Source organism: Rhodoferax sp. PAMC 29310 (assembly GCF_017948265.1).
Classification (GTDB): Bacteria; Pseudomonadota; Gammaproteobacteria; order Burkholderiales; family Burkholderiaceae_C; genus Rhodoferax.
This window is the reverse complement of the sequence record NZ_CP072852.1, coordinates 366,475-387,858: the sequence shown is the minus strand read 5'-3', so window position 1 is coordinate 387,858 and position 21,384 is coordinate 366,475. Positions and strand designations below refer to the sequence as shown.

The window sequence follows — 21,384 nt, the reverse complement described above, 5'->3', positions numbered from 1 at the left end:
TGTACTGGAATGACGACCCACACAGTGCACTCCAAACCAAGGAGAACTGTACATGGCGATCTGATTATGCGGCCACTAAAGTCCATGGATCGACCAACCACTGCGCGCAATTCCAGCCGGATAGCCCGCCAAAGTCAAGGAATCAACATGCTACGCGAACCCAACCTGAATAACGCGGCCCTGATGGCTCGCCGTCGAGAAGCGATCCCCCGTGGCGTAGGCCAGAGCCACGAAGTGTTCATTACCCGTGGCAAGAATGCCGAAGTCTGGGACGTCGAAGGCAAGCGCTATGTTGATTTTGCCGGCGGCATCGCGGTGCTCAACACAGGGCACTGTCACCCGGACATCATTGAGGCGGTCAAGAAGCAACTGGACAATTACACCCACACCTGCTTCCAGGTTCTGGCCTATGAGCCGTATGTCAAGTTGGCTGAACGGATCAACGCCCTAGCACCGGGCGATTTCGCCAAGAAAACCATCTTTCTGACCACCGGTTCGGAAGCGGTTGAAAACGCCGTCAAGATTGCACGTACTCATACCAAACGCCCCGGCGTCATCGCTTTCACCAGTGGCTACCATGGCCGTACGTTGCTCACACTGGGCCTCACTGGCAAGGTGGCACCCTACAAGCTTGGGTTTGGCCCCTTCCCCGGCGAAATTTTCCACGCCCAGTTCCCCAACACGCTGCGTGGCGTGAGCATTGACGAATCGATCGCATCGGTGGAGTCCATCTTCAAAAATGACATTGAAGCCAGCCGCGTGGCGGCCATCATCATCGAGCCGGTCCAGGGTGAAGGCGGTTTCAACGTCGCACCGCCCGAATTCATGCAGCGACTGCGTGCGCTGTGTGACCAGCATGGCATTTTGATGATCGCAGACGAAATCCAGACGGGTGCGGGTCGCACAGGCACCTGGTTTGCCATCGAGCAATGCGGTGTGGCACCGGACATGATCACCATGGCCAAATCATTGGCCGGTGGTTTCCCCTTGTCAGCCGTGGTGGGCCGCGCCGAAGTCATGGACGCACCCGCCCCCGGTGGCTTGGGAGGCACTTATGCCGGTAGCCCGGTGGCGTGTGCGGCGGCCCTGGCCGTACTCGATGTATTCCAGAAAGAAAACCTGCTGGAGCGCAGCCGCGTGCTGGGCCAACGTTTGACCACCAGCCTCAAGACATGGCCAGCAAAAACCAATGCATGGCCGATATCCGGGGCCTGGGGTCGATGGTGGCGGTCGAGATCTGCAAAGGCGGCGACGTGGCACAACCCGACGCAGACCTGACCAAGCGCATCTGCGCTGAGGCCACCAAACGCGGCTTGATTCTGCTGTCCTGCGGCACCTATGGCAACGTCATCCGAATCCTGGTGCCGCTGACCGCCAGCGACGCCATCGTGGACGAAGGTTTGGCCATCATCGGCGCATCACTGACTGCCGCCCAAAGTGCTTAAGCCAGTTTTCCTCAACGCGTTCGAAGGGCGCTGAACCACCCAACTCAGTCGGTTCCGCGCTCCACGCCCCAACCCCCGAAGGTATCTCTTAAACATGTCAACCAATGCACTTGTGAAGTTTGCGGGGGTCCAAAAAACCTACGACGGGAAGAACCTGGTCGTTCGCGACCTGAACCTCGAAATCCAGGGGGGAGAATTCCTCTCTTTGCTGGGGCCATCGGGGTCGGGGAAGACAACAACGCTGATGATGCTGGCCGGGTTTGAATCGCCCACCGCCGGCGAAATTTTTCTGGATGGAAAACCCATCACAAAGACGCCGCCCCACAAGCGAAACTTTGGCATGGTGTTCCAAAACTACGCCCTGTTCCCCCACATGACCGTGGCGGACAACGTGGCGTACCCGCTGACGGTGAGAAAGCTCAGCAAGTCGGACCGCGAGGACAAAGCCAAACGCGCGCTGGACATGGTGCAGATGGGCGGCATGGGGGATCGTTATCCGGGCCAACTATCAGGCGGTCAACAGCAACGCGTTGCGCTGGCTCGGGCGCTGGTGTTTGACCCCCAACTGGTCTTGATGGACGAGCCTCTCGGCGCGGTGGACAAGCAGTTGCGCGAACACATGCAGATTGAACTCAAAGCCTTGCACCGCCAACTGGGGCTCACCTTCATTTACGTGACGCACGATCAGTCTGAAGCGCTCACCATGTCGGATCGTGTCGCGGTGTTCAACGACGGCGGTATTCAGCAAATCGACGTCGTTACTCAGTTGTATGAAACACCGGTCAACCGGTTTGTGGCTGGATTTGTGGGAGACAACACGGTGTTCGACGCCGTGGTCAAGTCCGCCGGCGGCGCGCAATGCCAAGTGGCACTGCCTTGTGGAACGCTGTTCAGTGGAACGTCAATGGCGCTGCATCTGACCGCCAGGTGCAAGCCTGTGCCAGGCCAGAACGCATCCAGGTTCACATGGAAGGACAGCAACCAGAATCCAACAGCATCCGCGCCCAAGTTGCCGATGTCATCTATTTTGGCGACCACCTGCGTTCTGCGCTGCACGCTGACTGGCCAAGCAGATGCGACCGTCAAAGTACCCCTTTCCGGCAGTGCCATTCCCCAGGCGGGCCAAAGCGTCTGGCTGCACATGCCCCCCGAGCATCTTCGAATCTACCTTTGATTCGACTGCAATTTTCCAGCTACCCCCCCAAACCCAAAGGATACCGTCCATGAAAATCAAACCTATCGTGGCCGCAATTGCGGTTGTTGCTTCGTTTTCAAGCTATGCACAGACTGAGTTGACCGTCGTCAACTTTGGTGGTGCCAACGGCGAAGCACAGAAAAAAGCCTACTTCGGGCCTTACGAGAAGAGCTCGGGCAACAAAATCATCGGCGTTGCCTACAACGGCGAACAGGCCAAGATCAAAGCCATGGTCGAGTCCAAGAAGGTCAGCTAGGACGTGGTTGAGGTGGAATCCCCCGACGTGACGCGTGGCTGTGACGAAGGCCTGTTTGAGATGCTGGACTTCAGCAAAATTGGCAACAAAGCCGACTTCACGCCAGCGGCCGTTCATGCTTGTGGGGTCGGCACTTTTGTGTGGTCTACCGTGATGGCTTACAACGCCGACATGCTTAAAACAGCACCCACGACTTGGGCAGACTTCTGGGACGTCAAGAAATTCCCTGGAAAGCGTGCCATGCGCAAGGGCGCTCGCTACAACCTGGAGTTTGCATTGATGGCTGACGGCGTGGCCGTGCAAGACATTTACAAGACCCTGAAAACCAAAGAAGGCTCGGAACGCGCCTTCCAGAAACTGACTGAACTCAAACCCAATATCCAGTGGTGGGAAGCTGGCGCCCAGCCGCCCCAGTTCCTGGTGGCTGGCGACGTGGTCATGACCACCGCCTACAACGGTCGTATTGACGCCGCACAACGTGAGGGCAAGAACCTCCAGATCACATGGACTGGCGGCATCTACGACCTGGATTTCTGGGTAATCCCTAAAGGCTCTCCCAACAAAGATGCGGCGCTGAAATACATCGCCATGGCCAGCAGCGCGGATGCACAAGCTGAGTATGCCAAGAACATCTCTTACGGACCAACCAACACCAAGGCCCTCGCCAAATTGGATGCCAAAACACTGGCTTTGCTGCCAACGTCTGCACAGAACTCTAAAACCGCTCTGCAGTTCAACGTCAGTTTCTGGGCCGACCAAGGCGAAGCGCTTGAGAAGCGTTTTGCCGCCTGGGCTGCCCAGTAATAGAGTCCAGGAGTAATCGCGATGGCACTGACCATGACTTTGGTTCCCGGCGATTTGGCGCGGCAATTGCGGCGCGCCGAGCGTCGAAAACGTGCTTTCGCGATTTCGCTGGCGCTTCCTCTGTTGATCTTCCTGCTGGCGGTCTTCCTGATTCCGATCGGCGCGCTGCTGGTACGCGCCGTGGAGAACCCGGAAGTGGCCCGCGTGCTGGGAAACACGGTCCAGGTGCTGGACACCTGGGACCGCAAATCGGCACCACCTGACGCGGCCTATATGGCCATGGCCCAGGACCTGAGCGCTGTCGAGGAACTGGCCTATGCTGGCGCGCTGGCCAGGCGACTGAACAGCGAAATCAGTGGTGCCAGGTCCTTGATCATGAGCACCTACCGGGCCATGCCGCTTGAACCCGGTTTGAATCCGGCCCAGGTGCGTGAACAGTTGCTGTCCATGGACGAGCGCTGGGCGGAACTGGGCTCCTGGCAGGCTATCGCAAAAAATGGTTCGAGATGGACACCCGACTACCTGCTGGCCTCAGTGCATTTACGCCGGGACATCGAAGGCAACATCGTCAAGGTAGACGCAGAATCCGCCGCCTTCAGCAAGATTTTGCTTCGCACTTTTGAAATGAGTGCCATCGTCACGCTGTTTGCTCTCTTGCTGGGCTACCCGCTGGCTTACTGGCTATCCACCCTGTCCGCCAGAAAAGCCAACATGCTCATGATTCTGGTGCTGGTGCCGTTCTGGACCTCCGTTTTGGTCCGATCCGCGTCATGGATTGTGTTGCTGCAGACCAATGGGCTGGTGAACCGTTCACTCATTGGGCTGGGCATCGTGGACACCCCGCTGCCCCTCTTGTTCAATCGCTTGGGCGTGATCATTGCCATGGTTCACATCCTGCTCCCCTTCATGATTCTTCCCCTGTACAGCGTCATGAAGTCCGTGCCTTCGACCTATTTGCGTTCCGCCGTTTCCCTGGGCAGTTCGCCATTGGCTGCTTTTTTCCGTGTCTATGTGCCGCAAACCTATCCAGGCGTTGGGGCCGGTGGTTTGTTGGTGTTCATTTTGAGCATTGGCTATTACGTGACGCCTGCTTTGCTGGGCGGCGCTGACGACCAAATGCTGAGTTACTACATCGCCCGCTATACCAACGTCAACGTCAACTGGGGCATGGCCTGCGCCCTGGGGACTGTGCTGTTGTCGGCCACACTGGTGCTGTATGCCTTGTACCGCAAAGTCGTGAAGTCTGAACTGAGCATGGGATGAGCCTGATGCAACTACCTTCCCTCCCCATTTTTCCCGCCTACGCCACACTGGGCGACAAAATTGGCTGGTACGCCATGCGGGTGTTCTGCGTGAGTGTGCTGCTGTTCCTGCTGTTGCCCATTCTGGTCATCATTCCACTGTCATTCAGCTCAAGCACCTTCCTGTCCTACCCGATGCCAGGTTGGTCATTGCGTTGGTACGAGAATCTGTTTACCTCCGAAGAATGGATTCGAGCGACCCGCAATAGTTTCATCGTCGCACCATTGGCCACGCTGCTGGCGACCGTTCTGGGCACCCTCGCCGCTGTCGGCTTGGCCAGAGTGCAATTCTTTGGCAAAGGGGCATTGATGAGCCTGCTGATTGCACCCATGGTCGTGCCCGTCGTGGTGGTGGGTGTCAGCACTTACCTATTTTTTGTCCAAATTGGCCTGGCCGACACCTACCTCGGACTGGTGCTGGTGCATGCTGCTTTGGGGGCGCCATTTGTGCTCACCACCGTGATCGCTACCTTGCAGAACTTCAACCACAACCTGGTTCACGCCAGTCTGGGCTTGGGCGCGCCGCCCATCACGACCTTCTTTCGCGTCACGCTTCCCATCATTGCTCCAGGGGTCATTTCCGGCGCATTGTTCGCGTTTGCCACCTCATTTGATGAGGTGGTGGTGACGCTGTTTATTGCAGGACCCAGCCAAGTCACGCTACCTCGTCAGATGTTCACTGGTATTCGGGAAAACATCTCACCCACCATTGCAGCAGTGGCCACCTTGCTGATTATCTTCACGACACTATTGATGCTGACACTGGAATGGATTCGAGGGAGAAGACGTTGAATGCACCACTAAAAAATCAACCTTTATCAGGCAACGCCATGCCACGATTTGGTGGCATTGCCAGCATGATGCGTCTACCGGTCGCAAGCAGTCCGGTCTGTTTGAATGCCGCTTTTATCGGTGTTCCGCTGGACATCGGAACGTCTCACCGGACCGGCGCCCGGTTTGGTCCGCGCCAGATTCGTGCGGAGTCGGCTTTGATTCGGCCCTACAACATGGCAACCGGTGCGGCGCCGTTTGACACACTGCAAGTGGCAGATTTGGGCGATGTGGCCATCAACACCTACTCACTGGCAAAGTCGCTGCCCATCATCACTGACTTTTACGATGAAGTGCTTCGCGCCGGATGCACTCCGCTCACCATGGGCGGGGACCACACCATCGCACTGCCCATTTTGAGAGCGATCGCTGCCAAGTATGGGTCGGTAGCCATGGTGCATGTAGACGCACACGCTGACGTCAATGACGACATGTTTGGCGAACCCATCGCCCATGGCACCCCCTTTCGTCGAGCCGTTGAGGAAAAGCTTTTGGCCTGTGACAAGGTGTTCCAGATTGGTTTACGAGGCACTGGCTATGCCTCTGACGACTTTGACTGGCCCCGTGCTCAGGGTTTCACGATCATTCCAGCCCACGAGGTCTGGTACCAATCACTGGCACCCACTATGGTCAAAGTGCGTGAAAAAATCGGTGATACCCCGTGCTACCTGAGCTTTGACATTGACGGGATTGACCCCGCTTTTGCCGGCGGCACTGGCACGCCCGAGATTGGCGGACTGACCGTACCGCAAGCCATTGAGATTATTCGCGGCTGCTTTGGCCTGAACATTGTTGGCGCAGACCTCGTCGAAGTGTCTCCGCCGTATGACCCCAATGGCAATACAGCGCTTTTGGGCGCAAATCTTCTTTTTGAAATGCTGTGCATCTTGCCTGGCGTAAATCGTCGTTAAGCAATTCCACTCCACGATCACCCAATCCCCGAATATTTCGAGCAGACGACCATGTCCCCCCCCTGTCCCAACTCAAAGACCCCAGCCTGCTCAAAACCGACGCCCTGATCAACGGCCAATGGTTCGCTGGCAGCACCCGTTTTGACGTCACCGACCCCGCCACCGGTCAGAAACTCGCCGATGTGGCCAATCTGGGCCCAGTCGAGGCTGAAGCGGCGATTGCTGCCGCCAATGCGGCCTGGCCGGCCTGGCGCAGCAAGACGGCCAAGGAGCGCAGTCTGATTCTGCGCAAGTGGTTTGAGTTGTTGATGGCCAATCAAGATGACTTGGCCCGCATCATGACGGCCGAGCAAGGCAAGCCTTTTCCTGAGGCCAAGGGTGAAGTGGCTTATGGCGCCAGCTTTGTGGAGTGGTTTGCCGAAGAGGCCAAGCGGGTCAATGGGGAGACATTGCCCCAGTTTGACAACAACCGCCGCCTGATGGTGATCAAGCAGCCCATTGGGGTGTGCGCGGCGATCACGCCGTGGAACTTTCCCATTGCCATGATCACCCGCAAGGTGGCCCCTGCGCTTGCCGCCGGTTGCACGGTGGTGATCAAACCAGCGGAGTTGACGCCTTTGACAGCTTTGGCGGCAGCTGAGCTGGCGCTTCGGGCGGGGATTCCCGCTGGCGTTCTGAACATGATCACAGCGGATGCGGATCAGTCGATTGCCGTGGGCAAGGTGATTTGCGCCAGTGATGTGGTGCGCCACATCAGTTTTACGGGCTCCACCGAGGTGGGTCGGATTCTGATGGCGCAGTCGGCCCCGACGATCAAGAAGATGTCTTTGGAGCTGGGGGGCAATGCGCCGTTCATCGTGTTTGATGATGCGGACATTGACAGCGCGGTGGAAGGCGCCTTTGCCAGCAAGTACCGCAATGCGGGTCAGACCTGTGTGTGTTCCAACCGTTTCTACGTGCAGGAAGGGGTGTACGAAGAGTTTGTGCAGAAGTTTGCGGCCAAGGTCAAAACAGCGAAGGTGGGCAATGGCTTTGACGAGGGCGTGAACCAGGGGCCGTTGATTGAAGAGGCCGCACTGGCCAAGGTGCAGCGCCATGTGGACGATGCGGTGGCCAAAGGGGCGCGGGTGCTGGTGGGCGGCAAACGCCTGGCGGGGCAGTTCTTTGAGCCCACCCTGGTGGCTGATGCCACGGCTGACATGCTGTGTGCGACTGAAGAGACCTTTGGTCCATTTGCGCCCGTGTTCAAGTTCAAGACTGAAGATGAGGTGGTGGCTGCGGCCAACAACACCGAGTTTGGGCTGGCCAGCTATTTCTACAGCCGTGACATTGGCCGTATTTACAGGGTGGGTGAGGCACTGGAGTACGGCATGGTGGGTATCAACGTGGGCATTCTGGCCACCGAGCATGTGCCGTTTGGCGGGGTCAAGCAGTCCGGTCTGGGGCGTGAGGGCTCGCACCACGGCATGGATGACTATGTGGAGATCAAGTACCTTTGTATTGGGGATATTCAGAAGTAAGTCGCCGTCCGTCAGTCACCGGGGGCCACCAGCCATTCTTGCTCGGCGAGATCGAAGTTTGCATCTGTTGGGTTGATGCAACTGTTTCCGGATAGGTTGTGGCAGTCTGGTTGAAATCCTTGGGCGTTGTTTTCATGTCTCGAATTACTCTGATGATTGGCGACACCACCAGATCGCCCCAAGCTGCGGCTCGATAGTTTGATCAGGGTTTGGGGTGATCGCTGTGGGATACCTCGTAGCCGTCGGCCACATAGGCAGGGCCTTTCATGATCCAAACAATGACACAACCAATGGTCACCACCAGAACCAGTGTCCAGATGAGCGCGAGCAACCCCAGCATCACGTAGTCAAAAAGCTGAATTCGCCGGGCCAACTCTGCAGCGTTGTCGCCAGTCATCAACAATCGGGCCAACAAAGCCATGAGGCCAGGAATCAAGGTGCCAGCCAAAGCGATTGTCGGCATCATCCGCAGCAATCGCCACTCTTTCCCATAGGGTGTACGTCGATAGCCGGGTAGTTTTTTGAGCCAGTTCATAGGTCTCTCCTGAGAGATAGGGTCATTTTACCGACCGAGCTTCCGCCACGCGGCCGCAAAGACCATCAGCCAAAATGTGAGGCGAAGCGCCAACGCCCCAACGGTACGCACTTCATAGGCGCCACCGCCGGCCACATGAACCCCAAACGCCATTGCCACGGCGGCGGTACTAAAGGCGATGAAGGCGGCCAGCCACAGGCTACAGCGCCACGACTTCAAAAAAGCGGCACCAGCACCGATGTATAAAAACCCGGCCAAGATATTGAACCACAACACGAAATCAACCGCTTCTCCGACGCTGGCGCGAGCGGCCTCGTCACCAAAGAGCGCCCGGCCACCACTGAATACCGTGAGCGAGCCGAAGACAAAGGCGATCGCGGCCAGGATTGTTAATGAGCGTTTTGAAGTCATCGCAGTCCTCCTTGAGAACTGATCGACACGTTCACAGCGAGCGTCCCTCACCCGCTTCTTAATAGGTGCGGCCATCGCGAATGTGATAAATGCGTTTGAAGGTAGGAATGATTTTTTCGTCGTGGGTTACCACGATGATGGCGGTGCGGAACTGTTGCGCCATCTGGTTCAGGATGCGCATCACAGCCAGTGCGCGTTCGCTGTCCAGCGGGGCCGTGGGTTCGTCGGCCAGAATTACCGGCGGCTGATTGGCCAGGGCACGGGCAATGGAGACGCGCTGTTGCTCCCCCCCCGGAGAGTTCTGAAGGATTGGCTTTGGCCCGGTGCGCCACATCCAGCGCGGTCAGCAACTCAAGCGCGCGTGCCCTGGACTTGGCGTTGGATTTCCCCGCCAGCATGGGCAACAGCGCCACGTTGTCCGTCACATCCAGAAACGGTATCAGGTACGGGGCCTGAAATACAAAACCGATGCGATCCCGGCGCAATGCGCGAAGGTCAGACAAGGTCCACCTGTTGTCAAAAATCGTCTCGCTGCCCAGGATCATGCGTCCCGCCGTGGGCTCAATCACGGCGCCCAGACATTTCAACAGTGTGCTTTTCCCCGAGCCAGAAGGGCCAATCAGGCCCACCACCTCGCCTGGCGCCACGCTCATGTTGACGTCCTTAAGCGCGTCCACAGCGGCAGCGCCCTCGCCATAGCGCTTGCTCAAACCTTCGATGCGAATGCCGAGTTCACTCATGCGTTTTCCTAACCAATGGCCGCTGCGGGGTCCACCCGCAGCGCAGCCCGAATCGCCAGCGTGCTGGCCAGTGCGCAGATGAGTATGACGGCTACAAATCCGGTCACCGCGTCACCCGTTTCCAGCAACACGTACTTGGGGAACGCGGGCGCCCACACGGTTGCTGCGACTTTGCCAACCACAAATCCAATCACACCCAGGCCCAAAGCCTGCTGCAAAATCATGCCAGCGATAGTGCGGTTGCGAGTGCCAATCAGTTTGAGCACAGCGATTTCGCGCAGCTTGCCCAGCGTCATGGTGTAGATGATGAAGGCCACAATGGCCGCACTGACGATGGCGAGGATGACCAAAAACATGCCGATTTGCTTCGCCGAATTGGCGATCAGCTTGACGACCAAAATCTCTTCCATTTGCGCGCGGGTAAAGACACCTAGGGAAAATCTGCACAACTCCCCCATCTGTGTGCTTGACGTAAGCCCCGGTTGAGAGAATTTTTTCCATGAAACAAGCCGCCCTGAATCTTATTCTCAGCATCAAGAAAACCCGCAAGCAAGTGTTCTTGGAGCAGATGGAGCAAGTCGTTCCGTGGGCGGCGCTGGTGGAGGTAATAGCGCCGTACTACCCCGAAGGTCGAACCGGCAGGCCTCCGTTCTCGCTTCACACCATGCTGCGTATCCACTTCATGCAGCAATGGTTCACGCTCTCAGATCTAGCCATGGAAGAGGCCTTCTTCGATACCCCGCTGTACCGCGAGTTTGCTCAGCTTGAAGAGTTTGGTCGTCTGCCCGATGAATCCACCATTCTGCGATTCCGTCACCGCCTAGAGAAACACAAGCTGGCAGAAGAAATCCTGGCCACCGTCAATGACATCCTGATTGAACGCGGCTTGCTGCTTAAAGCCGGCACCGTGGTCGATGCCACCTTGATTGCCGCGCCCCCATCCACCAAGAACAAAGACAAAGCCCGTGACCCTGACATGCACTCCAGCAAAAAAGGCAATCAATGGTATTTCGGCATGAAGGCCCATATCGGCGCCGATGCCGACTCAGGCCTGGTGCATACGGTGCGCTGCACCTCGGGCCACGTCAGCGACATCGCAGAGGCGAACACCTTGCTGCACGGCCAGGAAACTGTGGCGTTCGGTGATGCCGGCTACCAAGGCGTTGAGAAACGCCCGGATGCAAAAGCAGGTGTCATTTGGCATGTGGCCATGCGCCCGGGTAAGCGCAAAGCACTGGACAAAGAAAACAACGAAGCCGATGCGCTGGTGGATCAAGCCGAGAAGCTCAAAGCCAGCATTCGCGCCAAAGTTGAGCACCCCTTTCGAGTGATCAAGCGCCAGTTCGGATTTGTGAAGGTTCGCTACCGTGGGTTGAAGAAGAACACGGCCCAGATCGTTACGCTGTTTGCCCTGTCCAATCTATGGATGGTGCGCAGCAAACTGATGGGAGCGCAGGCATGAGTGCGCCCGAAAGCGGGGCAAGTGCCCTGCAAAGGGTGAAGAAGGCCCTCTTGGGCCTTCAAAACGACGGGATTTCTGGAGCGTGTGCGTGAAATTCCATCATTTGAAAATTAACGACCTGCTACTCCATGTCGCGGCGAGTTATTCAGACTGACCCTAGGTGCTTCCAGCGACGAATCGGCTCGGCCACTTGCTCCGCCCCCCAACCAGGCCGCACCTGCACCAACACGGCGTTGACATTGTGGTTGCTGCTTTGGGCCGCTTGCACCGCTTCCAACAAGCCGGGCACACCGGGTCGACTCAACGCGGGGTTGGCCGCATTGCGGGCACGATCATTCACGATGGCGTCGTTGTCTTTCAAAAACTGGGCCTCTTGCGCGTCAGCCAGTGGAATAAAGACCATGGGGTCACCGCCGGAAGACACCATGCGCTGAGTGAGCCCCACCACGGTGTAGGCATGGCGGCGGATGTTGATCAGGTCGCCCAAGCCAAACCCGGTTTTGATGTCCACCACGGCCTCATAGTGACTGCGGGTCAAGTGCCGGCCGGCAATCAAATAGCCCGGCTCGCCGGGTTGGCCCGATTCAATACCAACCACCATCGCCCGCACATCACCGCTACCGGCACGCACCTGCATCGTGAAGTAAGTCACATTGGCAGCCTGCGCCACACCCGGCATGCCAAGCACGGAGCGAGCCACGTCGTCTCGCAGGCTCGACGATTCGGCATACGGCCCTTGCGTGTCTTTTTGCACCACCCACAGGTCGGCGCGGCTGTTGGCCAGCAGCACACGGGCGTCGTCCACCATGCCTCTGTACACCCCAGCCATGGTCAACGTGACGCCAATCAGAAGGCCTAAGCCAATACCCGTGAACACAAACTTTGTCCACGAGTGCAGGATGTCCCGTCCGGCCAGGCTGATCATGGCTGCTTGGGCACCAGGCTGCTGACCACTTTAACCCGGGTGTTTTGCGTCAGCGCCTTGGCGCTATAAACCACAACGCCCTGCCCTTCCTCCAGACCTTGCAACACCTGGACCTGTCCATCCAGACTGTGTTGACCCACACTCACCGGCAGCCACGTCAAACGATCCTCGTCCAACGCCCAGACGCCAACGGTCCCACTCTGGCGTTGAATGGCCGCATTGGGCACCAGCAGCGCGGGGGCGCTGGCGGGTAACTGGAGAGTCACTTCAGCCAACTCGCCCAGGGTCACACCAAGCGGGATGACATCAAAAGAGATTTGGGCCACGCGTTCCTCGGTGACGCTGTCACTCTGCAACTCGACACGCGCCACCTGCCCCCGTAGAGTCGTGCCGGGGTGCGAACGCAAGACAATATCAGCCACCAATCCAGGTACTAAGCCGGCAGAACGCCCTTGATCAAACCGCGACTTCACCCACAAACTGGCGGGATCCACCAGTTTGAAGACCGACTGACCAGCCACCACGGTGCTTCCGGCCTCGGCGTCTCGGGACACAACCACACCGTCTTGACTCGCCAGAAGGCGCAGGTTGTGCCGTTGCTGCGTCAGGCCAGCGCGTTCGGCCTGCAAGCGTTTCAAGTCTTGCTGCGCGGCATTCACATTCGCCCTTGCCGCCAGAACGGCAGCCTGTGCCGAGGCGCTCTCCTGGTCCTTGGCCTGCGCGACGCTAGGGCTAACAAAGGCTTGTCGAGCCAAGTCTTGGTAGCGACGCGCGTTGCTGTTGGCCAACTCAGCGCGGGCCAGCATGTCGGAAGACTGCGCTTGAGTGGAAGCAACAGTGCTGTTACCGCGCGCCAAGGAGGCGTCCAACGCCATCAAACGGGCATCCATGTCCACAGGGTCCATTTCAGCCAACAGTTGCCCCGCTTTAACGATATCGCCCACATCCACGAAAACCCGACTTACCCGGCCAGGCGCTGTGGGCCCAACGGCATAACTCCGCCGCGCCTCCACCACGCAAATGCCGAACAGCGCGGGCGCGACCACACCGTTTTTCACCTTGATCACCGTGACGTTGACTGGCGCCAACGGGCCGGAGGTACGTAATAAAAGAACCATGGCCCCGACAAGCACCATGCCCGCCACAGCCAGCAAGATCAGCTTAAAGGTTGGTCGTTCAAGTTTCATAGTGGCGGCGCGATAGCGCGCAAAAAGAGCTGAAAGACACCGGAGCCGCTCGAAGCCATGTGCGCCACCTGACCACTCAGCATGGACTGCATGACCAGTCCCTGAATCAGACCCACAAATAAAGTGGCTGCGGCGGGCGCGTCCAGATCAGGCTGCGCCTCGCCGGCATCCACGGCTGCCTGCAGGAGGTCGAGCAACAACTGCCGATAGGTCTGCAACATTTCTCTGACTCGCTGCTTGATGGCGGAATCCGTGGGCCGCTGCAACTCATGGAAAACCACACGTGGCACACCGGGGTGAAGCATGCAAAACGCCACATGCGCGACGAAAACTCGTTGCAAGGCGTCTAACGGTCCATTGGCCTCTCGTGCCGCCCTTGTCAACCGGGCCAATAATTGCTCGCTAACCCAGCCCATGGCCGCAAGCCAGACGGCGTCTTTCGAGTCGAAATGCTTGAACAACGCGCCCTGACTCAAACCGACTGCAGCGGCGAGTTCGGCGGTAGTGATCGCCCCCGGGCTGCGATCTTGCGCCAGCTGCAACGCTGCAGCGATGATCTCAGCCTGTCGAGCCTCTGTGGGCAAGCGAGTTGCGCCAACGTCTGAAGTTTGGGATGGGTTCACTTGGTAAGCAATTACTTACTTACTTACCATATTAGTTAACAAAATGGCATTCGTTAAACCTAGATGTCAAACAACTGTCAACTGAGCCCTGAATAAGCGCAAGTAGCTATCATTTTAGGAGTAAAAGTACCGCGATTCCCGCATCCTCACGGCACGGCTCGCCCCAAAATCTCAAGATGGGTTGGCCGATTCCGTAGACGCCAGCCATTTCTGCATGAAGTGGGCCTGCCCCATGGCGGGGTCAAGTTGGTAGTTATCGAAACCCACGCGCCGGTAAAGCCTCGCCGCGCTGGCATTGCCTTGCAAGACCTCCAAGGTCATCTTGCATGCGCCACGCTCCCGCGCAAGGGTTTCGGCCAGCACCAGCATCTTCTCGCCCACTCCGTGCCCACGATAGCCGGGCAACACCGCCACGTCATGCACATTGACCAGCGGCAGGCAGGAAAAGGTCGAAAACCCTTCAATGCAGTTCACCAAGCCCACCGGTTGTTCAATGGATTCAGCGGCCAGCAACGCAAAAGCCAGCACGCTGAAGGCTTGCGGTCGTGCTGCAAGCGAGGGCACCAAATTGACTTTGGCAAAATCACTCAACGCCTCACCTCCACCCATGGGGTCTCGGGCATAGGCATCCAGCAAACTCACCAAAGCCTCAGCATGCACCGGGTTGGCGTAATCAGCACGGCACACACGAACGGTCAGTGAAGGGGGCATTTCAACCTCTGTGGCGTTAGGCGGTGATCGTGTCTGCAATGCGCTGAGCACATCGGCGTGCTTGCTCGGGGTCGCGCGCCTCTACCATCACGCGCAGCAGCGGCTCGGTGCCACTCGCCCGAATCAGCAAGCGCCCGGTATCGCCCAGTTCAATTTCCACAGCGCGGGTTTCAGTTGCAAGGTCAGTGCTGGCCTGCCAGTTTTGACCGGGCTGAAGGCGAACATTGATCAACGTTTGCGGGAACAAGGTCACGTCTGACAGCAATTGCGCCAGCGTCTGGCCGCTGCGCACACAGGCCTGCAACACCTGCAGAGCGGAGACGATGCCGTCACCCGTGGTGTGCTTGTCCAACGCCAACAAATGGCCAGAGCCTTCTCCACCGAGGAGCCACCCCCGCTTTTCCAACTCTTCCAGCACGTAGCGGTCACCCACTTTGGCGCGAACCAGTTCCACACCCTGGGCCCGCAAGGCCAATTCGACCGCCATATTCGTCATCAAGGTCCCAACCACCCCTGGGACGTGCTCACTCGCTCGTTTGCTGGCTGAAACGCCACCACGAGACAGCCGCTCTTTGACCATCAAATAGAGAATCTCGTCGCCGTTGAACAATCGCCCCTCTGCGTCAACCAGTTGCAAGCGATCCGCATCCCCATCCAGCGCAATGCCGTAGTGAGCACCATGCTCCAAGACCGCGGCCACCAAGGCCTCAGGGTGAGTTGCTCCCACCTTGTGATTTATATTGAGCCCATCAGGCTGGCACCCAATGGAAATGACCTCAGCCCCTAACTCATGAAATACCTTGGGAGCCACTTGGTAGGCGGCGCCGTGGGCACCATCCACCACAATTTTCAAACCCTTGAGGGTCAGTTCATTGGCAAACGTGCTTTTACAGAACTCAATATATCGGCCGGCGGCATCATCCAGCCGGCGAGTTTTACCTAAGGTGGCGGAGTCTGCCCACACGGGCAACTCATCCAGCGCGGACTCCACATCCAACTCCCACGCATCTGACAATTTGGTGCCTTGTGCGCTAAAGAATTTGATTCCGTTGTCGGCAAAAGCGTTGTGGCTCGCACTGATCACCACACCGAGTGATGCACGTTGTGCGCGCGTCAAATAGGCCACCCCCGGCGTGGGCAACGGCCCGAGCAAAACCACGTCGACACCGGCCGAGTTAAAGCCACTCTCCAGCGCGCTCTCAAGCATGTAGCCGGAAATTCGGGTGTCTTTGCCAATCAAAACGGTGGGGCGATCCTCAGTTCGTTTCAGCACACGACCCACGGCATGGGCCAATCGCAGCACAAAATCTGGGGTGATTGGGGCTTGTCCGACCGTGCCACGAATTCCGTCGGTTCCAAAGAAGTTCCTGTTCATATTGTTTCTCCCTCAACTTATCGAAATTTGTAGTCTAGTGAATCGCTTGCAGCACCTTCAAGGCCTGGGCTGTTTCTCGCACATCGTGCACACGCACCACAGAGGCGCCGCGCTCCACGGCCAGCAATGCCGCCGCAACGCTGGCCACCATGCGCGGATGCGCCTGTGCTGTATTGTCATTCACCGGTAGGTCCCCCAGCAACGCCACCAAGGACGACTTCCGGGACCAACCGGCGACAAGAGGGTAACCGCACGTCAAAACCTCTCTCTGACGAGCGAGAAGCTCGAAATTCTGGGCCACCGTTTTTCCAAACCCGATGCCCGGATCGACGACGATTCTAGATTTGACGACACCCAAGGCCTGCAACGCTACCGCTGCGTGTTGGAGAAAAATCGTCACCTGACTCGGCACATCTCCCTCCATCGGCGTCACCTGCATGCTCAGAGGCTCGCGATGCATATGCATCAAACAAATCCCACAGGCAGGGTGAGCAGCAACTACATCCGGCCCCCGTAAGGTAGCGGTCTTTTGGTTTGACGGCCTCCACCTTAGCGCCCAAACATCGTTGATGATGTCCACGCCCTCGTCGAGGGCAACTTGCATAACCTGAGGTTTATACGTGTCAATCGACACCGGCACACCAAACTTCACCGCTTCGCGCAATACAGGCAGCAAGCGATGGAGTTCGTCGTCAACGGACAAGGGTGTCGCGCCGGGCCGAGTCGACTCGCCCCCAATATCCAAAATATCAGCACCATCCTGAATCAGCTTCTCACAATGCCGAACAGCTGCAGACGTAGCGCCGTACTGCCCACCGTCCGAGAAGGAGTCAGGGGTGACATTGACAATGCCCATTATCTTCGGCGTTCTCAAATCAATTGCGAATCTGCTAGTTGTCCACTGCACGGAGATACTCCAAAAAGCAAAACGGGGCCAAAGCCCCGTTTTAATAATTCACTGCTAACTTCAGGCAGCAGTCGGCACAACATCCGTTTTCACAGCCGGAGCACCATCACTGCCACTATCGTCCCCAGAGGGAGGCGTGCGCGGCGTCCAGTCTTTGGGTGGCCGCGGATCACGACCAGCCATGATGTCGTCCAACTGGTCGCTGTCAATGGTCTCCCACTCCAGCAAGGCCTTCGCCATAGCGTGCATCTTGTCTTTGTTGTCTTCAATGAGCTTGCGCGCCACGGTGTACTGTTGATCAATGATGCGACGTACTTCAGCGTCGACCGTCTGCATGGTCTGCTCGCTCATATTGGTGGTTTTGGTAACCGAACGTCCCAAAAACACCTCGCCCTCATTCTCTGCATAAACCATAGGACCAAGGGCATCCGTCATGCCATAGCGGGTCACCATATCGCGAGCGATATGTGTGGCGCGTTCGAAGTCGTTGCTTGCGCCGGTGGTCATCTGATTCATAAACACCTCTTCCGCAATACGACCACCAAACAGCATGCTGATTTGATGCAACATGTATTCGCTGTCGTAGCTGTAACGATCTTGGGCGGGCAAACTCATCGTGACACCCAATGCCCGACCCCGAGGAATGATGGTGACCTTGTGGACCGGGTCACATTTGTCAAGCAACTTGCCAATCAATGCGTGCCCGGACTCGTGGTACGCCGTGTTCTTGCGCTCGCTTTCAGGCATAACCATGCTCTTGCGCTCTGGCCCCATCAGAATTTTGTCTTTGGCGCGCTCAAAATCCTGCATCTCTACCGTGCGAGCATTGCGACGTGCTGCCATCAAAGCGGCCTCATTGCAAAGGTTGGCCAAATCAGCGCCCGACATGCCGGGTGTCCCGCGAGCGATGACCGCCGGGTTCACGTCTTGACCCAAAGGCACCTTGCGCATGTGCACATTCAGAATTTGCTCACGACCCCGAATATCGGGAAGCGTCACGTAAACCTGACGGTCAAAACGACCTGGGCGCAACAAGGCTGCATCCAGTATGTCAGGTCGATTGGTTGCGGCCACGACGATCACGCCGACATTGGTCTCAAATCCATCCATCTCGACCAACATCTGATTCAAGGTCTGCTCACGCTCATCGTTGCCGCCGCCCAAACCAGCACCCCGTTGACGCCCAACCGCATCAATCTCGTCGATAAAAATGATGCAAGGCGCATTTTTCTTGGCATTCTCGAACATGTCACGAACGCGGGCTGCGCCCACACCGACAAACATCTCGACAAAATCAGAACCTGAAATAGAGAAGAATGGCACCTTGGCTTCGCCAGCAATACCCTTGGCAAGCAAGGTTTTTCCCGTGCCGGGAGGACCGACTAACAACAATCCGCGAGGAATGCGTCCCCCAAGCTTTTGGAATTTGGCGGGATCTTTCAGGAAGTCGACCACTTCCTTAACCTCTTCCTTGGCTTCATCACACCCGGCCACGTCAGCAAAAGTGACTTGATTGGTGTTTTCGTCCATCATGCGCGCTTTGCTCTTGCCAAAGCTAAAAGCGCCGCCTTTGCCTCCGCCTTGCATCTGCCGCATGAAGTAAACCCACACGCCAATCAGCAGCAACATGGGTCCCCAGCTGACCAACAAGGTCATCAGGAGCGAGCCCTCTTCACGGGGGCGGACATCAAACTTCACATCATTGGCGATCAGATCGCCCACCAAACCACGGTCCAAATACGTCGCAGTGGTACGGACCTTGCGGTCATCACTGGTCAAAGCGACGATTTCGGTACCGCCTTGGCCCTCCTGAATGACGGCGCTCTTAATGCGGTTATTGCGGACTTCCTCCAAGAAGTCGGAATAACCGATGCTGCCGGCACCAGTCGTTCCTCGCGTATCAAACTGTTTAAAAACGGTAAACAGCGCAAAAGCAATCACAAGCCATACGGCAATTTTCGAGAACCACTGATTATTCAAGCGAGGCTCCAATATGGACACAAAAAAGAAGACTAGACATAACTGGGTTCTATTTTAGGCGTTTCAAGTCGGTCAAGCGGTAAATTCAGACTTTTCAGCCATAGCTCGCGTATGGACTTCACTGCGACTTCAGACCAATACCCACCAAAAACGTCTCAGAAGACTTGTCCCGTGAGGCCTTGGGCTTCATTGCCTTGACTACCACGAAGGTTTCGCGAAATCGTTTTACCAAGGTGTCGTAGCCTGCTCCATGGAACACTTTGGCAACCAGTGCCCCCTGTGGTTTCAAATAGTTTTGGCAAAAATCCAGTGCCAATTCCACGAGATGTTCAATTCGCGCAGTGTCCGCACTGGAGATACCCGACAGGTTTGGCGCCATGTCAGATACGACGACATCAGCCATTCGGGATTTCATCTCCAGTGTCAGTCGTTCCAACACCTCGATCTCTCGAAAATCTCCTTTAATGAAGATGACGCCTTCAACAGGGTCCATTGGGAGCATATCAAGCGCAATAATCGTCCCGTTCAGCGCCCCCACTGCCGCCCCGCCACCGGTGGCTGTTTTTGGCGACATTTTTCGACGAATATACTGACTCCAGGCCCCCGGCGTCGAGCCTAAGTCAACCACCAAATGGCCGGGCTTGATCAAGCCAAGGGTTTCATCAATCTCCTTCAGCTTGTAGGCTGCCCGAGCACGATACCCTTCCAGCTTGGCCAACTTCACATAGGTGTCATTGACATGGTCATTCAGCCAAGCCCGATTGACTTTGCTGCTTTTTGTACTAGATTTCATTTTCACCTTCGTAACCGATAATATGGGTATGTCTCAAATTCAACTGACCCCTGCCCAACGCAAAGAACATCGCTCAGATGCACATCACCTGGACCCCGTAGTGATGGTTGGTGGTGACGGCCTCACTGATGCCGTCAAAAAAGAAGCCGATGCGGCTTTAAACGCTCATGGACTGATCAAGATCCGGGTTTTCTCGGATGATCGCGCTGCCCGTGAGGCGATGTTTCAAACATTAACCGACGAACTCAACGCCGCTCCGATTCAGCACATCGGCAAACTATTAGTGCTTTGGCGCCCTATGCCTGTGCGTGAAAAAATCGTCGACGAAAACCGCATGCCTGGTCCACGCGACATCAAGGTTCTCAAGTACAGCAAACAAGCTGGCCAGCGCCCTGAAGTGAAAACCCTTCGCGTTCTTGGCAATCAACGCCTGACAGCCGGCGGGAAAGTCAAGCGCATCAAGCCCAAGCAGGTCAGCATCAAGAAACGCAGTCAAACCTGACGACTGGCATCATTAGCGGGTCCCATCAGCTTCCAGAAGCTGATGGCTGAGCAGGCCCACTGGCCTAAATACATCAACGTGCCCACACCGTGCCAAACCGCCAAATTCTCCCGCGCCACGATTTTTGGCGCAACAGCAAATTCTGACAAGAGCGCCAGCATCATTCCGCTTACCACAAAAATCATAGCGCCCCGCGCACGCTCAGAAAGAGGCGAGGCACCATTCGCTTGCGAATAGGTAAGCAACAGCAAGCCGCAAACCATGGCGACCCAAGTTTGAGCCGAAAACAGCTTGGCCGCCATATTGCCAGCGATCGCCGGCGATGGCAGATGAACAAAAAGCATGGGCACAACGCCGAACCCTATCGTTGTTAAGCTCCCCCACCATAAGGCAGCGATCCAGATGGGCAATTGGGCTTTCACTAGACGTAGCTGACGGCCACCACCTCATAGTGACGAACGCCACCAGGTGCCTGGACGTCTGCCGTGTCCCCCTCTGACTTCCCAATCAGGGCACGTGCAATTGGGCTACCGATGTTAATCAAGCCCAATTTAATGTCCGCTTCGTCTTCGCCCACTATTTGATAAGTGACTTCTTTGCCCGACTCCTCGTCCTGAAGTCGCACAGTCGCGCCGAACACCACACGACCTTCAGCGTGAAGCTCTACCGGATCAATGATTTGGCAGGCCGAAAGTTTGCCCTCAACTTCCTGGATTCGGCCTTCAATAAACCCTTGTCGGTCTTTGGCGACCTCATATTCGGCGTTTTCACTCAAATCACCTTGCGCCCGTGCCTCGGCGATGGCATTGATGACCCACGGGCGATCCACTGTTTTGAGCTTATGCAACTCTGCTTTCAGCAACACAGCGCCGCGCTTGGTGATAGGTAGGGTAGCCACAAACTGCTCCGTTGTAATTTTGGAAGATACAAAAGGAAACCGCCGAGCGTTGCCGTTCGGCGGTTTCATCAG

17 protein-coding genes and 6 pseudogenes are annotated in these 21,384 nt (G+C 56.9%); 9 read left to right on the top strand and 14 right to left on the bottom strand.

The features are described from left to right. Nucleotides 1-147 precede the first annotated feature (147 nt). The 7 genes and pseudogenes from gabT (at nucleotide 148) to J8G15_RS01735 (ending at nucleotide 8,263) form a co-directional block, all read left to right on the top strand. Nucleotides 148-1,445 (top strand): annotated as a pseudogene (gene gabT, locus J8G15_RS01765) (4-aminobutyrate--2-oxoglutarate transaminase). A gap of 94 nt (nucleotides 1,446-1,539) precedes the next feature. After that, nucleotides 1,540-2,619, top strand: a pseudogene (locus tag J8G15_RS01760) (ABC transporter ATP-binding protein). 49 nt (nucleotides 2,620-2,668) lie between these two features. Further along, nucleotides 2,669-3,700: pseudogene (locus J8G15_RS01755) on the top strand (ABC transporter substrate-binding protein). A gap of 21 nt (nucleotides 3,701-3,721) precedes the next feature. After that, nucleotides 3,722-4,963 carry an ABC transporter permease gene (locus J8G15_RS01750; RefSeq protein WP_210545609.1) on the top strand — a complete coding sequence of 414 codons (1,242 nt, stop codon included), beginning with the start codon at nucleotides 3,722-3,724 and terminating at the stop codon, nucleotides 4,961-4,963. 5 nt (nucleotides 4,964-4,968) lie between these two features. Continuing rightward, a complete protein-coding gene (locus J8G15_RS01745; protein WP_210545607.1) occupies nucleotides 4,969-5,793 on the top strand; it encodes an ABC transporter permease in 825 nt (274 codons plus the stop codon). Nucleotides 5,794-5,831: 38 nt separating this feature from the next. Next, the gene (gene speB, locus J8G15_RS01740) at nucleotides 5,832-6,743 is read left to right on the top strand and encodes an agmatinase (protein ID WP_370627470.1); all 912 of its coding nucleotides are present in this window, start codon (nucleotides 5,832-5,834) and stop codon (nucleotides 6,741-6,743) included. A 32-nt stretch (nucleotides 6,744-6,775) separates the two neighbouring features. Beyond that, on the top strand, nucleotides 6,776-8,263 hold the full coding sequence (locus J8G15_RS01735) for an NAD-dependent succinate-semialdehyde dehydrogenase (protein ID WP_304621862.1): 1,488 nt from the start codon (nucleotides 6,776-6,778) through the stop codon (nucleotides 8,261-8,263). Between the two features lie 202 nt (nucleotides 8,264-8,465). Here the strand turns inward: J8G15_RS01735 and J8G15_RS01730 are convergent, their stop codons facing one another. From J8G15_RS01730 to J8G15_RS01715, 4 genes and pseudogenes are all read right to left on the bottom strand, one after another. Next, nucleotides 8,466-8,798, bottom strand: coding sequence for a hypothetical protein (locus tag J8G15_RS01730; protein WP_210545604.1), 333 nt, complete (start codon nucleotides 8,796-8,798; stop codon nucleotides 8,466-8,468). Between the two features lie 27 nt (nucleotides 8,799-8,825). After that, nucleotides 8,826-9,209, bottom strand: coding sequence for a hypothetical protein (locus tag J8G15_RS01725; RefSeq protein ID WP_210545602.1), 384 nt, complete (start codon nucleotides 9,207-9,209; stop codon nucleotides 8,826-8,828). Nucleotides 9,210-9,267: 58 nt separating this feature from the next. Continuing rightward, nucleotides 9,268-9,949 (bottom strand): annotated as a pseudogene (locus J8G15_RS01720) (ABC transporter ATP-binding protein). An 8-nt stretch (nucleotides 9,950-9,957) separates the two neighbouring features. Further along, a pseudogene (locus J8G15_RS01715) lies at nucleotides 9,958-10,383 on the bottom strand (FtsX-like permease family protein); the annotation flags it as partial. 65 nt (nucleotides 10,384-10,448) lie between these two features. On the opposite strand from J8G15_RS01715, the gene J8G15_RS01710 reads away from it, so the two are divergent. Further along, the gene (locus J8G15_RS01710; protein WP_210545600.1) at nucleotides 10,449-11,411 is read left to right on the top strand and encodes an IS5 family transposase; all 963 of its coding nucleotides are present in this window, start codon (nucleotides 10,449-10,451) and stop codon (nucleotides 11,409-11,411) included. 157 nt (nucleotides 11,412-11,568) lie between these two features. Here J8G15_RS01710 and J8G15_RS01705 read toward each other — a convergent pair. The 8 genes and pseudogenes from J8G15_RS01705 to J8G15_RS01670 form a co-directional block, all read right to left on the bottom strand. Continuing rightward, nucleotides 11,569-12,336, bottom strand: a pseudogene (locus tag J8G15_RS01705) (ABC transporter permease); the annotation flags it as partial. Further along, nucleotides 12,333-13,523, bottom strand: coding sequence for an efflux RND transporter periplasmic adaptor subunit (locus tag J8G15_RS01700; RefSeq protein ID WP_210545598.1), 1,191 nt, complete (start codon nucleotides 13,521-13,523; stop codon nucleotides 12,333-12,335). The gene J8G15_RS01700 and the pseudogene J8G15_RS01705, both read right to left, overlap by 4 nt. Beyond that, on the bottom strand, nucleotides 13,520-14,146 hold the full coding sequence (locus J8G15_RS01695) for a TetR/AcrR family transcriptional regulator (protein ID WP_210545596.1): 627 nt from the start codon (nucleotides 14,144-14,146) through the stop codon (nucleotides 13,520-13,522). Before J8G15_RS01695 ends, J8G15_RS01700 begins: the two co-directional genes overlap by 4 nt. 171 nt (nucleotides 14,147-14,317) lie before the next feature. Then, the gene (locus J8G15_RS01690; RefSeq protein ID WP_210545595.1) at nucleotides 14,318-14,857 is read right to left on the bottom strand and encodes a GNAT family N-acetyltransferase; all 540 of its coding nucleotides are present in this window, start codon (nucleotides 14,855-14,857) and stop codon (nucleotides 14,318-14,320) included. Nucleotides 14,858-14,873: 16 nt separating this feature from the next. Then, the gene (gene glmM / locus J8G15_RS01685) at nucleotides 14,874-16,232 is read right to left on the bottom strand and encodes a phosphoglucosamine mutase (RefSeq protein ID WP_210545592.1); all 1,359 of its coding nucleotides are present in this window, start codon (nucleotides 16,230-16,232) and stop codon (nucleotides 14,874-14,876) included. Nucleotides 16,233-16,266: 34 nt separating this feature from the next. Further along, entirely contained in the window at nucleotides 16,267-17,139 is an 873-nt protein-coding gene (folP, locus tag J8G15_RS01680) for a dihydropteroate synthase (RefSeq protein WP_210545591.1), read from the bottom strand. 60 nt (nucleotides 17,140-17,199) lie between these two features. Then, nucleotides 17,200-19,119 (bottom strand): ATP-dependent zinc metalloprotease FtsH, encoded by a 1,920-nt coding sequence (gene ftsH / locus J8G15_RS01675; RefSeq protein ID WP_210545589.1) that lies wholly within the window; start codon nucleotides 19,117-19,119, stop codon nucleotides 17,200-17,202. Nucleotides 19,120-19,237: 118 nt separating this feature from the next. After that, nucleotides 19,238-19,912 carry an RlmE family RNA methyltransferase gene (locus J8G15_RS01670; protein ID WP_210545587.1) on the bottom strand — a complete coding sequence of 225 codons (675 nt, stop codon included), beginning with the start codon at nucleotides 19,910-19,912 and terminating at the stop codon, nucleotides 19,238-19,240. Nucleotides 19,913-19,940: 28 nt separating this feature from the next. Here J8G15_RS01670 and J8G15_RS01665 point away from each other — a divergent pair, with 28 nt between their 5' ends. Continuing rightward, complete coding sequence (locus J8G15_RS01665; protein ID WP_210547418.1) at nucleotides 19,941-20,414, top strand: YhbY family RNA-binding protein; 474 nt, start codon at nucleotides 19,941-19,943, stop codon at nucleotides 20,412-20,414. On the opposite strand, the gene J8G15_RS01660 is transcribed toward J8G15_RS01665, so the two are convergent. Beyond that, nucleotides 20,405-20,824 (bottom strand): DUF4149 domain-containing protein, encoded by a 420-nt coding sequence (locus J8G15_RS01660; protein ID WP_370627469.1) that lies wholly within the window; start codon nucleotides 20,822-20,824, stop codon nucleotides 20,405-20,407. The genes J8G15_RS01665 and J8G15_RS01660 overlap by 10 nt on opposite strands. Nucleotides 20,825-20,835: 11 nt before the next feature. Next, complete coding sequence (gene greA / locus J8G15_RS01655; RefSeq protein WP_210545584.1) at nucleotides 20,836-21,312, bottom strand: transcription elongation factor GreA; 477 nt, start codon at nucleotides 21,310-21,312, stop codon at nucleotides 20,836-20,838. Nucleotides 21,313-21,384: the final 72 nt, after the last annotated feature.

What these genes read in the sequence shown, in the direction of transcription:
- J8G15_RS01710 (WP_210545600.1), top strand. Translation starts at nt 10,449, where the DNA reads ATGAAACAAGCCGCCCTGAATCTTATTCTCAGCATCAAGAAAACCCGC.
- glmM (WP_210545592.1), bottom strand. Translation starts at nt 16,232, where the DNA reads ATGAACAGGAACTTCTTTGGAACCGACGGAATTCGTGGCACGGTCGGA.
- J8G15_RS01750 (WP_210545609.1), top strand. Translation starts at nt 3,722, where the DNA reads ATGGCACTGACCATGACTTTGGTTCCCGGCGATTTGGCGCGGCAATTG.
- J8G15_RS01725 (WP_210545602.1), bottom strand. Translation starts at nt 9,209, where the DNA reads ATGACTTCAAAACGCTCATTAACAATCCTGGCCGCGATCGCCTTTGTC.
- J8G15_RS01700 (WP_210545598.1), bottom strand. Translation starts at nt 13,523, where the DNA reads ATGAAACTTGAACGACCAACCTTTAAGCTGATCTTGCTGGCTGTGGCG.
- J8G15_RS01665 (WP_210547418.1), top strand. Translation starts at nt 19,941, where the DNA reads ATGTCTCAAATTCAACTGACCCCTGCCCAACGCAAAGAACATCGCTCA.
- J8G15_RS01670 (WP_210545587.1), bottom strand. Translation starts at nt 19,912, where the DNA reads ATGAAATCTAGTACAAAAAGCAGCAAAGTCAATCGGGCTTGGCTGAAT.
- J8G15_RS01745 (WP_210545607.1), top strand. Translation starts at nt 4,969, where the DNA reads ATGCAACTACCTTCCCTCCCCATTTTTCCCGCCTACGCCACACTGGGC.
- J8G15_RS01690 (WP_210545595.1), bottom strand. Translation starts at nt 14,857, where the DNA reads ATGCCCCCTTCACTGACCGTTCGTGTGTGCCGTGCTGATTACGCCAAC.
- J8G15_RS01730 (WP_210545604.1), bottom strand. Translation starts at nt 8,798, where the DNA reads ATGAACTGGCTCAAAAAACTACCCGGCTATCGACGTACACCCTATGGG.
- speB (WP_370627470.1), top strand. Translation starts at nt 5,832, where the DNA reads ATGCCACGATTTGGTGGCATTGCCAGCATGATGCGTCTACCGGTCGCA.